The sequence below is a fragment of the Pseudomonas sp. MF6747 genome (assembly GCF_963890955.1).
In the GTDB taxonomy this organism is placed as follows: domain Bacteria; phylum Pseudomonadota; class Gammaproteobacteria; order Pseudomonadales; family Pseudomonadaceae; genus Aquipseudomonas.
Genome location: NZ_CAWPSZ010000045.1, coordinates 262,671 through 276,894, shown reverse-complemented (window position 1 = coordinate 276,894; position 14,224 = coordinate 262,671). Strand labels below are relative to the sequence as shown.

General features: G+C 63.8%; 1 protein-coding gene. It reads right to left on the bottom strand.

The window, feature by feature from the left end:
• Position 1 precedes the first annotated feature (1 nt).
• Positions 2 to 14,050, bottom strand: a complete 14,049-nt coding sequence (locus AACW30_RS25185) for a non-ribosomal peptide synthase/polyketide synthase (protein ID WP_200623729.1) — start codon at positions 14,048 to 14,050, stop codon at positions 2 to 4.
• Positions 14,051 to 14,224 lie beyond the last annotated feature (174 nt).

Below are 14,224 nucleotides of genomic sequence, written 5' to 3'. Positions count from 1 at the left end.
TTCAAATCGCCTCTAGTTCGCTCAAAAAGTCACGAAGATCATCAAAATCTTCCGCGCTGCCGGCGCGGAAGGTGGCGGCGGCCTGCACATAGGCGCGCAGCGTTTCGGTCTGGAACACTTCAACCAGGGGCACCTCCAGGCCCAGCTCGGACTGGACCCGCGATGTGATCTGGATCGCCAGCAAAGAATGGCCGCCGACTTCGAAGAAGTTGTCGTCCAGGCCCACTTGCGGCAGGCGCAACACCTCGGCCCAGATCGCCGCAATCTGCTGTTCCAGTTCGGTTTGCGGGGCCACGTAGCGTTGCTGCATCAGGCTCACATCCGGCGCGGGCAAGCCTTTGCGATCGAGCTTGCCGTTGGGGGTCAGCGGCATCTGCGCCAGGCACATGAAATGCGTGGGCACCATGTAATCCGGCAGGCGGGTCTTGAGTGCACGGCGCAAGGCATCGCGGAACTCGGCCTGGTCGATCAGGGCCGGATCGGCGGGTACGACATACGCCACCAGTTGCTTGCCGGTCGGGCCTTGCTGTGCCACCACCACGGTTTCACCGACGCTGTCCTGCTCGCGCAGACGGGCTTCGATTTCACCTAGTTCGATGCGGAAACCCCGGATTTTCACCTGATGGTCGACACGGCCCAGGTAATCCACCACGCCGTCCGGGCGACCACGGGTCAAGTCGCCGCTGCGGTACACACGGCTGCCGGGTTTGCCGAACGGGTCGGGCACGAAACGCTCGGCGGTCAGGGCCGGGCGCTCCAGGTAACCACGCGCCACACCCTCGCCGCCGAGGTACAACTCACCCGCGACGCCGATGGGTTGCAGGTTGAGCTGCGCGTCCAATACGTAACCGCTGCGGTTGCCCAGCAACGTGCCGATGGGCGCATACACCGCGCCGCACGGGTCGCCCTTACGGGCTTTCCACAGCAGCGGCGTCACCACGGTTTCGGTCGGGCCGTAACCATTGAACAAGTAGGTGGGTTTCAGTGCGCGCCATGCCAGGTCGTAACTCGCCTGGGCTACCGCGTCACCGCCAAAGCAGTAGACGCGCACTGCCGGTGGGTTGCCATCGCGTTCGGCGTGCTCGGCCAGTTGTTGGAGGTAAACCGGTGGGAACACCGCCATCGTCACATTGTGGCGGTGCATTTGGGCATAGGTGTACTCCGGCAGCCACAGGCTGTCGTCGCGGATCAGCACACTGGCGCCGTTGATCAGCGGGTGCATCCAGCCTTCGTGGGAGCCGTCGAAAGCGAACGACATGAAGTGCAGCTCGCAGTCGGCCGGGCCGGTTTCATAGCGCTCGCCGGTGGCGATGATGTGCGCCACCAACGGGCCGTGGGACACCGCCACGCCCTTGGGCATGCCGGTGGAGCCGGAGGTGTAGATCACATAGGCGAGGTTGTCGCCATCCAGTGCGACCTGCGGTGCGGCGTCGCTATAGTGGGCCCAGTCTTCGGTGCGATCGATTGCCAGCGTGTTCACCCCCTGCGGGACCGGCAATTGCTGCAAGACGCTGGTGTGCGTCAACAGCAACTGTGCGCGGCTGTCGTCCATCATGTAGAGCAGGCGATCACGCGGGTACTCAATGTCCAGCGGCACATACACACCACCGGCTTTGAGCACGGCGAGGAACGCCACCATGATTTCGGCGCTGCGCGGCATGGCGATCGCCACACGCACTTCCGGCCCCACACCACGAGCGCTCAGCGCATGCGCCAGGCGGTTGGCCTGTGCATCAAGCTCGCCGTAAGTCAGGGTCTGCAAATCGAATTTCACCGCCACGGCATCCGGGGTTTCCCGCGCGCGGTCGGCGATCAGTTCGTGCACCAAGCGTGCGGCTGAGAAGCCCGAGCCGGTGCAATCCCACAGGTGCAGAATGTGCTGCTGCTCATCCGGGTTCAGCAGGTTCAACTGCCCGATGGCCTGCTGCTGATCATCGACCATGGCCTGCAACAGGTTCTGCCAATGCCCGGCCATGCGTTCGATGGTCGCGGGGGCAAACAGATCAGTGGCGTAACTCAGGGATGAATGCAGTGCTTCGCGCGACTCCTCCACATCCAACGCCAGGTCGAACTGTGCCACGCCCTCATCCCAACTCAACACCTCGACCTGCAGGCTCGGCAAACGCTGCAAATGGCTGCCCGCCGAGGTCACGCGGTGGTTGAACAGCACTTGGAACAACGGGCTCAGGCTCATGCTGCGCTCGGGCTGCAGCGCCTCCACCAGTTGCTCGAAAGGCAGGTCCTGATGGGCCTGGGCTTCGAGGGAGCGTTGGCGCACCTGATGCAACAGTTGCGCCACGCTCATCTGGCCGTTGACGTCAGCCTTGAGCACTTGGGTGTTGACGAAGAAGCCGATCAGGCCCTCCGTTTCAAGGCGGTTGCGGTTGGCGATCGGCACGCCAACGCGCACATCTTCCTGACCGCTGTAGCGGTGCAGCAAGGCCTGATAGGCCGCCAGCAACACCATCGGCAACGTGACCCCGGCCTGTTTCGCCACACGCCGCAAGCCAGCCAACAGCTGCGGTGCCAATTCAATGCCCAGGCGCGCACCGCGATGGGTCGGCAACGCCGGGCGCTGGTAGTCAAACGGCAACTCCAGTACCGGCTGCTCACCGCCCAACTGTTCACGCCAGTACGTCAACTGGCGCGCTTTCTCGCCGGCCTCCATCCAGTTGCGTTGCCACAGGGCGTAGTCGGCGTATTGAATCGGCAACGCCGGCAGATTCGGCGTGTGGCCGTCGCTGAAGGCGGCGTAGAGTTTCACCAACTCCTCGACCATCAGCTGCATCGACCAGCCATCGGAGACGATATGGTGCTGCACCAGCACCACCACATGATCGTCCGCGGCCAGGCGCAACAATTTCACGCGCAGCAACGGCCCGCGCAGCAGGTCAAACGGCTGCGCGACCGCCTCGGCCACCTGCTTCTTGAGCCCGGCTTCATCGGTATCGCAACGTTCGATTTCAATCAGGCCCAGCTCTTCAATCACTTGCACCGCGCCGCTCGCATCTTGGCGCAGATGCGTGCGCAGGCTTTCATGGCGCGCCAGCAAGGTGTCGAAACTGCGTTGCAGCGCGGCCACGTCCAACGCGCCTTTCAAGCGCAAGGCGCTGGGGATGTGGTACGCCGAGCTGTTGGGGTCGAGCTGCCAAAGGAACCACTGGCGCTCCTGGGCGTAAGACAGTGGCAACGGCTGCGCGCGGTCGGCCTTAAGCAGTGCAGGCGCGGTGACGCCCTCCTCACCCAATGCACGCACAAAGTCACCGAGCACAGGCTGTTCGAACAGGGTCTTGAGCGCGACTTCCAACGCCAATACCTGACGTACTCGCGACACCACGCGCGTGGCCAGCAGCGAATGCCCGCCCAGTTCGAAAAAGTGGTCATCGAGGCCCACCTGCGGCACCTCCAGCACGTCGGCCCAGATCGCCGCGACTTGCTGTTCGCGCGGGCTGACGGGCGCCACATGGGCTTTGAGCAACAGCTCGGCATCCGCCTTGGGCAGCGCCTTGCGGTCGAGCTTGCCGTTGGGAGTCAGCGGCAGGGTTTCAAGGAATATCAGGTGCGCAGGCACCATGTAATCCGGCAAACGCGCGCGCAGATCAGCCTTGTACTGCTCACGCAGGCTTGCCTGTTGCTCGGGAGCACAGGTCACCAGGTAGGCGATCAAACGGTCGTTGTCGGCCAGTACCACGGCTTCACGCACCGCCGCGTTCTCACGCAGGCAGGCTTCGATCTCACCCAGCTCGATACGGAAACCGCGCACCTTGACTTGATGGTCCACGCGACCGATGTACTCCACTACGCCCTCCGGGCGATAGCGCGCCAAATCGCCGGTGCGGTACAGGCGTTCACCGGGTGCGCCATATGGGTTGGGCACGAACCGTTCGGCGGTCAGCGCCGGGCGCGCGTGATAACCGCGCGCCAGACCAGCGCCGCCGATCAGCAATTCACCGGCCGCCCCTTGTGGGCATGGCGTCAGCCCGGCGTTGAGAATGAACAGCGACGTGTTGGCAATCGGGCGACCAACAAAAGGCTGCGCCTGCTCCAGGCGGTGAGCAGCCGACCAGATGGTGGTTTCCGTCGGGCCATAAAGGTTCCACACCGGGCCCTGCAGGTCGAGCAGCCGTTGGGCCAGGTCGACCGGCAGCGCTTCGCCGCCACACAGGCATTTGATGCCCTGCAGCAGCGACGCGCGCGGGCTTTCCAGGAGCATGCGCCAGGTCGAAGGCGTGGCTTGCAGCACATTGGCGCTCTGGTTGTGCACCAGATCGAGAATCGCCTCCGGGTCGAGCGCCAGTTCCTGGCCGCTCAGCAGCACCGTGGCGCCCACGGTCAGTGGCACGTATAGCTCGAGGGCGAAGATGTCGAATGAGAAAGTGGTCAGCGACAAAACCCGCGCATCACTGCCGATCTGCAGGGTGTCGGCCATGCCGCAGGTAAAGCTGCACAGTGCCTGATGCCGCACCATCACGCCCTTGGGCTTGCCGGTGGAACCAGAGGTGTAAATCACGTAGGCCAAGTGCTCCGGCGTGACACGGACCTGCGGGTTGTGTTCGTCCACGCCCGCCTCATCGACCAGCAACACGTGCAGGCCCTGCGGCTGCGCCAGGCGACCATTGAGGTGTGGCTGGGTCAGCAACACCTGCGCTTGGCTGTCTTGGAGCATGAAGGCCAGCCGATCCGCCGGGAACTGCGGGTCGAGCGGCACATAGGCGCCGCCGGCCTTGAGGGTCGCCAATAGGCCGACGACCATGTCCAGCGAGCGCTCGACATGCACCGCCACCAGCACGTCAGGGCCGACGCCCGCCGCAATCAGGCGATGGGCCAAGCGGTTGGCGCGGCGGTTGAGTTCGCAGTAACTCAGGGTGTCGCCATTGAATTGCAGTGCGCTTGCGTCCGGTGTTGCCAGTACTTGCGCTTCGAACAACTGATGCACGCACCGCGTGTGCGGGTACGCGGCGTGGCTGTCGTTCCAGCTGTGCACCGTCTGTTGCCATTGCTGCTCGCTGAGCATCGGCAGTTCATCCAGCGCCTGCGACGCGTCATTCACCACAGCGCGCAGCAGGTTTTGCCAATGTTGCGCCAGGCGCGCAAGCGTCTCGGGTTCGAACAGGTCGGTGGCGTAGGTCAGCGAGGCCCACAGGCCGTCGGCAGACTCTTCGGTTTCCAGGCTCAAATCGAATTGCGTGGTGTGGCCGTCCCAATCCAGCGGCTCTAACGCCAGGCCCGGCAATTGCACCGGGGCGGAGCGCAGGTTGTCCTGGTGATTGAACAGCACCTGGAACAGTGGGTTGTGGCTCAGGCTGCGCGCTGGCTGCAGCGCTTCTACCAACTGTTCGAACGGCAGGTCCTGATGGGCCTGGGCCTCCAGGGCGCGCTGCTTGACCTGACCGAGCAATTGCTCGAAGGCCATCTGCCCGTCAAGGTCGACCTGGATGACTTGGGTGTTGACGAAGAAACCGATCAGCCGCTCGGTTTCGAGGCGGTTGCGGTTGGCGATCGGCACCCCGACACGCAGCCTGTTTTGCCCGCAGTAGCGATGCAGCAAGGTCTGGAACGAGGCCAGCAAGAGCATGAACAGGGTCACGTCTTGGCGCTGGGCCAAGGTTTTCAGGTCGGCCAACAGCGCAGGCTCGAGCTGAACCCGTTGACGCGCGCCACGCAAGCTCTGCACCGCAGGGCGCGGGTGGTCCAGAGGCAGCTCCAGTACTGGATGTTCATCGCCCAGGCACCTTTGCCAGTAATCGAGCTGGCGCTGTTTTTCACCGGCCGCCATCCAGCTGCGCTGCCACGCGGCGTAGTCGGCATATTGGATCGGCAACGCCGACAGCTGAGCTTGGCCCTGATACAGCGCCACCAACTCATCCACCATCACGTGCATCGACCAGCCGTCAGAGATGATGTGGTGTTGGGTGATCACCAGCACATGGTGCTCGGGCGCAATCACCAGCAGCTTGACGCGCATCAACGGGCCGTTGCGCAGGTCGAACGGGCGTTGGATTTCCTGCTCCACACACTGCTGGATTTGCGCAGCCTGCGCCCTCGCCTGCTGTACCGGCATCGCCAGGGTGGGATGGATCACCTGCCAGGTCTGCTCAGCGTCTTCAACAAACGTAGTGCGCAATGGTTCATGGCGCAGCACCAGTGCCTGGAAAGCACGCTCCAGTGCGCCGATGTCGAGTTCACCGCGCAGATGCAGCGCCGTGGGAACGTGGTACGCGGCGCTGGCGGGGTCCAGTTGCCACAAAAACCACTGGCGTTCCTGGGCGAAAGACAGCGCCATCGGCTGCCCACGGCCCAGGGCCAGCAACGGTGGCGCGCTGTGCTCACGCAACCCCAGGCAGGCCGTGGCAAATGCTTGCAACGTCGGCTGCTCAAACAGTGCGCGCAGCGGCACTTCCAGTTTCAAGTCATGGCGCACGCGGGAAATCACTTGGGTGGCCAACAATGAATGCCCGCCCAGCTCGAAAAAGTGATCCGTGAGGCCGACCTGTTCAACCTGCAACACCGCTTGCCAGATCGCCGCCAGCTGTACTTGCAGCGTGCTTTGTGGCGCCACATACGCTTGTTGACGCAGGTTCAGGTCAGGCGCCGGCAGCGCACGGCGGTCAAGCTTGCCGTTGTTGTTCAGTGGCAAAGCGTCAAGTACCAGCCAATGCCCCGGCACCATGTAATCCGGCAGAGACTCGCGCAAGGTGGCCGCCAGGGCTTGCCCGTCCAGGGTTTGACCATGGGCAGGCACCACATAGGCGACCAGTTGCATGCCGACCGCGCTCGGCTGGGCGATGACCGCGGCTTCACGCACCTGCGGCAAGGCTTGCAGGCAGGCCTCGATTTCGCCCATTTCGATGCGGTAGCCGCGAATTTTCACCTGATGGTCGATACGCCCGACGTACTCCAACGCACCGGCTTCGTTGTAACGCGCCAGGTCGCCACTGCGGTAGAGGCGTGCACCGGGCACCGCGGAAAACGGGTCAGGCAGGAAGCGTTCGGCGGTCAAGGCCGGGCGGTCGAAATAACGCTGGGCCAGGCCTGCTTCGGCGCCAATGCACAGCTCGCCGACGCCGTCAGTGGCCAGCAGTTCGAAACCACTGTCGAGCACGTACAGCGACCGGCCGGCAATGGCCCGCCCGATCGGCACGCCAAACGCATCACTGGCATCCGCCAGTTGGCAATCGTGCACGCTGGACACCACCGTCGCCTCAGTCGGCCCGTAGGTGTTGACCAGGCGTACGCTGCCCAGCCCTGCGGCGTGCCAGGCGCGTACGCCTTCTACCGACATGGCCTCGCCGCCCACGTGCACTTGGCGCAGGTTGCCCAAGGTGCGTTGGTCGACGGCACACTCCTTGGCCAGCAAATACCAGTAAGCGGCCGGCAAGTCGGCCAGGGTCACGCCCTGCTCGACGATCTCGCGGGCCAGTTGGCCGGCGTCCCACAGCTCATCGCCGCGCATGATCAGGGCGGCGCCCACGCACAGCGGCGGGTAGCACTGCTCGACAAAACCGTCGAAGCTGAAGGTCGCAAATTGCAAAACGCGGTCTTCTGCACTCAGCCGGCTGTAGGCCTCAGCGCTGTCGCAGAATTGGCCGAGGGCAGCATGGTCGATGGCTACGCCCTTGGGCAGGCCGGTGGAGCCGGAGGTGTAGATCACATAGGCCAGGTCGGCCGCCGCCGCTTGGTTGGGTGGATTGGTCGCCGCGAAGGTGTGCAGTTCTTCACCGGATGCGCCGAAGTCCACACGAGTCAAGCCTTGTGGCAACGGCAAATCGGCAAGCAACCCGGTTTCGCTGAGCAGCAGGTCCAAACGGCTGTCGGCCAGCATATAGGCCAAGCGTTCGGCCGGGTATTTCGGGTCCAGGGGCACGTAGGCAGCGCCACTTTTGAGCACCGCCAGCAGGCTGACGATCAGCTGCGGGCCACGCCGACTGGCCAGGCCTACACGCTGGCCCGGCCCCACGCCGAGCGCCAACAGGCGATGCGCCAAGCGGTTGGCCCGCGCGTTGAGCTGGGCGTAGCTCAGGCGCTCATCGCCCGCCTGAACTGCCAGCGCATCAGGAGTGGCGTGGGCCTGGGCAGCGATGCGCTCATGCACGCGCTGAGGACGCTGGGCGGCACCGGCAGATTGGCTGAGGGTGAGTACGTCGCGCTGTGCCGTGGCGTCCAGCAACTGCAGGTTACCCAGCGGCACACCGGCGTCCGCCACCAGTTGCGCCAGCAGATGACGCAAGTTGGCGCCCAGCTGCTTGACCTGTTGCTCGCTGAAATGCGCGCGGTCGTAGCTGAAGTCAAGGCGCAGGCCGGCACCGAGCTCGACGCCCAGGGTCAGCGGGTAGTTGGTGCGCTCGTGGTTATGCATCCGGCCGAAGGTCAGGCCTGCCGGTGCGCCTTGCTTCAATGCTTCAGCCACCGGAAAGTTTTCGAACACCAGCAGGGTGTCGAACAACGCCGCACCTTGCTGGCCGGCCCACGCCTGGATGTCGTAAAGCGGCACGTGTTCATGGTCACGCAAGCTGAGGTTCAAGGCTTGCAGCTCATTGAGCCAGGCGCCGGCCGATTGGGCGGGCGACGCGGCACTGATCAACGGCAAGGTGTTGATGAACAAGCCCAACTGCTGCTCAATCCCCGGCAGCGGCGCTGAACGCCCGGCGACGGTCGCGCCGAACACCACGCAAGCCTGGCCGCTGTAGCGTTGCAGCAACAGGCTCCAGGCGCCTTGCAGCACGGTATTGAGCGTGACTTTTTGTTGGCGGGCAAATTCGCTGAGGGCCTGGGTAAAGTCGTCGCCCAGCAGCACTTGATGGTCAGCCATGCCCACGCCACCAGCCGGCGCACGCAGTGCCTGAGCCAGCAAGGTTGGCGCGTGCAAAGGCGCCAGGGCATTTTTCCAGAACATCTCGCCCGACGGCTGCTGTTGCAGCCAGCCCAGGTAATCGCGGAACTGCCCCAGCGGCGCCGACACCGTCTGGCCTGCGTAATGGGCAAGCACTTCGCCGAGCAACTGCGCGTTACTCCAGCCGTCCATCAAGATGTGGTGACTGGTGAAGATGAAATGCCAGGCCGACCCTGTGCTGCGCACCAGCATCAGGCGAAACAGCGGTGCGGCATTGAGTTCAAAGCCGCTTGAGCGCTCGGCATCGGCCAGCGCATCGAGGTCGGCATTCACGTCCTCGATCACCTGCAACTGCACGTCGACCTGGCGCCTGATTACCTGATGGGCGCTGTCCAGGCCCAGCCAGTGGAAGCTGCTGCGCAAGATGTCGTGCCGGTCCAGTGCCGCTTGCCAGGCGCGGCCGAAAGTCAGCAGGTCAAGGCCTTCAATGTCCAGGCGCAGTTGGTTGATATAGGCCTGGCCCTCGGGCGCGTACAGGGTGTGGAACAGCATGCCCTGCTGCATCGGCGACAGCGGGTAAAGTTCGGCGATGTCCGGCCCGGCCACGGGCAGCGCATCCAGCTGCTGCTGCGTAATACGCGCCAGCGGGAAGTCCGACGGTGTGACCTGCCCGGCAGGCGTCGCACAGCAATGCTCGATCAACGCCTTGAGTTCCGTGGCGTAGTCATCCGCCAGGCGCTGAATGGTCGCAGCGTTGAACATCTCGCGACTGAAACCCCATTGCAGCGACAGCTCACCGCCATACACCTGCCCTTCCACCGTCAGCCAGTTGGCCAACGGTGCTTCGGGGTCCTGCGCCTGGCCACTGCCTTCGCTGGCCGGGACAAAAAGCGCTGACTCATTGAACTGGCGGTCGAACTGCCCCAAGTAGTTGAAGGTGATACGCGGCGCAGCCAAATCGGCCAGGGCTTCACGCGATTGCGGTTTGCCCAGATAGCGCAGCAGGCCGTAGCCCACGCCCTTTTGCGGAACCGCGCGCAGTTGCTCCTTGATCGACTTGATTGCATCCGACAGTGTGCCTGCGGCCTGCAAACGCACCGGAAACAAGCTGGTGAACCAGCCGACCGTGCGGCTCAGATCGAGGCTGTCGAACAGGTCTTCGCGACCATGGCCCTCCAGCTGGATCAGCGCGGCGGCCTGGCCGCTCCAGCGGCTGATCACGCGCGCCAGCGCCGTCAGCAGCAGGTCGTTGACCTGGGTGCGATAAGCCGCTGGCGCGTCTTGCAGCAGTTGCCGGGTGTGTTCGGCGTCAAGGCGGGTTTCAAGCGTGGCGCCCAGGCGATTGTGCAGGCCGCCCTGCGGGTTATCGCATGGCAGCTCGGCATCGCCGGACTGCGCCAGCCAGAAAGGCAGTTGCTCATCCAGCGTGTGCGCGTGCGCCTGCAGCTGCTGCGCCCACTGTTGATAGCTGCTGGTTTTGGCGGGCAATGCGGCCTGGCGGTAAGCCTTTTGCAGATCCTCCAGCAGGACGCGCCACGACACACCATCGACCACCAGGTGATGGACCACCAACAGCAGTCGCTGGGCGCCATCAGCCAGGGTGACCAACGCCGCGCGCAGCATCGGGCCTTGTTCCAGGTTCAGGCTGCGCTGAGCCTCATCGCACAACGCGGCCAATTCAGCCTTGGTGTCGACGCTCGATTGCCACAGCACAGATTCAGCAGCCGGTGCGGCGTGGGCTTGCTGCCAGCCTTCGGCCTGCCGGGTGAATCTCAGGCGCAGGGCGTCATGGTGGTTGATCAACTGTGTGAGGGCGGCGTCCAGCGGCGCCGGTTCCAGCGTTTCGCGCGGGGTCAGCAACAGTGACTGGTTCCAGTGGTGGCGCGCAGCAATTGCCTGGCTGAAAAAGGCCTGCTGCACCGGGGTCAGAATCACCTCACCGGCGACCGGCCCCTGATCGATAACCACTGCGTGCTCGAAGCTCGCCACCAGCGCCAGGCTGCGCACGCTCTGGTACTGGAACACGTCGCGCGGGCTCAGGCGAATGCCTGCCTGACGGGCACGGCTGACCACCTGGATGGAGATGATCGAATCGCCGCCCAGCTCGAAAAAGTTGTCGTCCACACCCACGTGTGGAACGCCGAGTACATCACTCCAGATCGCCGCGAGGGCTTTTTGCAGGTCGCTCGAAGGCGCGATGAATGCCTGTTGCGGCGCAGCCTCCGGCAGTGGCAAGGCTTTGCGATCGAGCTTGCCGTTGGCGGTGACCGGTAACTGGGTCAGCACGACGAAATGGGTCGGCACCATGTATTCCGGCAAACTGCTGAGCAGCCAGGCCTTGAGGTCCGCTGGCTCCTCGCTGTCGAGCACCAGGTAGGCGACCAACTGCTTGCCACCCTGCACCAGCACCACTGCCTCACGTACCGAAGGGTGTTGGAGCAGGCGCGTTTCGATTTCGCCCAGCTCAATGCGCAAGCCGCGCAACTTTACCTGGTGGTCAAGACGGCCGAGGTATTCGATCACGCCGTCAGTGCGCTGGCGCACGCGGTCGCCGGTGCGATAAAGGCGCTCGCCGTTGACGAACGGGCTCGGCACAAAACGCTCGGCAGTCAGCGCCGGGCGCCGGTGATAACTGCGCGCCAGGCCGGTACCGCCCAGGTACAGCTCGCCGGACACACCGGCCGGCACCGGGTTGAGCTGAGCGTCGAGCACGTAGGTGGCGAGGTTAGCGATGGGCCGGCCGATGGGCACGCTGTCGGCGCCTTCATCGATGCAGGTCCAGTGGGTCACGTCGATGGCCGCTTCAGTCGGGCCGTAGAGGTTGAACAACCCGGCTGCTGGCAGCTTGGCAAAGACCTGCCGTTGCGCATCCAGCGGCAAGGCTTCACCGCTGCAGACGATGCGCTTGAGGCTGGCACAGCCTTGCACGCCGGGCTCATGGATAAACGCCTGCAACATCGACGGCACGAAGTGCAAAGTGGTGATGGCGTGGCGGTCAATGGTTTCGATCAGCCGGGCCGGCTCGCGGTGTTCGCCAGGGGCTGCGACCACCAGGCGCGCGCCGGTCATCAGCGGCCAGAAAAACTCCCACACCGACACGTCAAAACTGAACGGGGTTTTCTGCAGCACCGCATCACTGGCCGTCAATTCGTAGGCTTGCTGCATCCAGCACAAGCGGTTGACCAAGGCGCGATGGCTGTTGCCTGCGCCCTTGGGCTTGCCGGTCGAACCGGAGGTGTAAATCACGTAGGCCAGGTTGAGTGCGTGGACGCCGCTGTCGGGCGATGCATTGCTGTAGCCTTCCAGCCAACTGGCCGACTGGTCGAGGGCAATCACCTGAATACGCTCGACCGGCAAGGCGGCGAGCAGGCTTTGCTGGCTGAGCAGCAGCGTGATGCCACTGTCTTCGATCATGTAGGTCAGACGTTCCTGCGGGTATTCCGGGTCCAGCGGCACGTAAGCGCCACCGGACTTGAGGATGGCCAGCAGGCCCACCACCATTTCGACGGAGCGCTCGACGCACAGCCCCACCAGCACGTCCGGGCCCACGCCCTGCTCGCGCAAAGCATGGGCCAGTTGGTTGGCGCGGGCATTGAGTTGGGCGTAGGTCAAGGTGGTTGCGCCAAACACTAAGGCTGGCGCGTCCGGTGTGCGCTGCACCTGGTCTTCGATCAGTTGGTGGATGCCGCGCTCGGTCGGGTACGCCTCGCCGGTCTGGTTCCACGCATGGACCAGTACGTGCTGCTCATCGTCAGCCAGTATCGGCAATTCACCCACGCGCTGTTCGCCGTCGGCCACCATCGCCTGTAGCAGGCTGATCCAGTGTTGGGCCATGCGCGCAATGGAAGGCGCCTCGAACAGGTCATTGGCGTAGGTCAGCGCAGCATGCAGGGTGCCGGATTTCTCATAGGTATCGAGGGTCAGGTCGAATTGGGTGGTGCGCCCTTGCCATTCCACCAGCGAAAGCTCAAGGCCTGAAGCGGTGTTGACGCTGGCAATGTCGGCCACCACCGGCTGGTGGTTGTACATCACCTGAAACAGCGGCGTATGGCTCAGGCTGCGCTCGACCTTGAGGGCCTCCACCAGGCGCTCAAAGGGCAATTCCTGATGAGCCTGGGCGCCCAGCGCGTGCTCCCTGATGCCTTGCAGCAGTTCGCCAACACGGGTTTGCCCGGTCAGTTCGGTGCGCAGGACTTGAGTGTTGACGAAAAAGCCGATCAGCCCTTCGACTTCGGTACGGTTGCGATTGGCGATCGGCACGCCGACGCGAATGTCTGCCTGCCCGGTGTAACGGTGCAGCAGCACATTGAAAGCACCCAGCAACAGCATGAACAGCGTGACGTTGTGTTTTTGCGCGCAGGCGCGCAGTTGCGCAGCCAGGCCTGGGTCGATCGCGAAATTATGGCGAGTGCCCTGGTAGCTCGGCATCGCCGGGCGCGGGTGGTCGGTTGGCAGTTCCAGCACTGGATGCTCGTCGCCCAGACGCGCCTGCCAGTACTCGAGCTGACGTGCCTGCTCTCCCGCTTCCAACCAGCGGCGCTGCCACAGGGCGTAGTCGCTGTACTGGATCGGCAATGCCGGCAATTGCGGCGCCTCATTGCGCTCGTGGGCGTCGTAGCAGCGGATGAACTCGTCGATCAGCACGTTCATCGACCAGCCGTCGGAGACGATGTGGTGCAGGGTCAGCAGCAACACATGCTCCTGCGTATCGAGCTTGAGCAATTGCACGCGCAGCAACGGGCCGTGTTCCAGATCGAACGGCAGCAGCGATTGACGCGTCGCCGCGTCGTTGACGGCCTGCTCCTGCTCAACGGCGGCCATGGCGCTGAAGTCCAGATGCTCGACGACAAGCGAGGGCTCTATCGAAACCTGGGTCAGACGTTCATCGGCCTGGCGTTGGAAGACTGTGCGCAAGGTTTCATGCCGCGCCACCAGGCTGGCGAAGGCTTGCTCCAGCGCACGCAGGCTGAGCGCACCCTTGAGTCGCACGGCGCCGGGCAGATTGTAGGCGCCACTGGCCGGGTCCAATTGCCACAGAAACCACATACGCTGCTGCGCGTACGAGAGCGCCTGGCGATCCTCTGCCTCCACGCTTGCCGGAATCGGAAACCGGGAAAAATCCACGCCCTCTTTCTGCAAGGCCTGCAGGAATACTTGGCGTTTTTCCAGGGGTAACCCGATAAACCGGCGAGCAAGTTTCAAGGAGTCTTCAGCATTCATTTCTTGGAGTCCGGAGCAATAGGCAGGAAGCACAAAGGCACGTCGTCCCTATAAAACGAACCGGGCGGGGAAAAATTAGCGGGGGATGAGAGGCCTGGAGCGAGGTGTCATCAAGGGTTACATCAATCTCAGCCAAGACACACGAAGCCGGGCTAGCATTGACGAACACCACTT

Excerpts from the sequence above, each read along its gene's own strand:
- AACW30_RS25185 (WP_200623729.1), bottom strand. The coding sequence starts at position 14,050 with ATGAATGCTGAAGACTCCTTGAAACTTGCTCGCCGGTTTATCGGGTTA.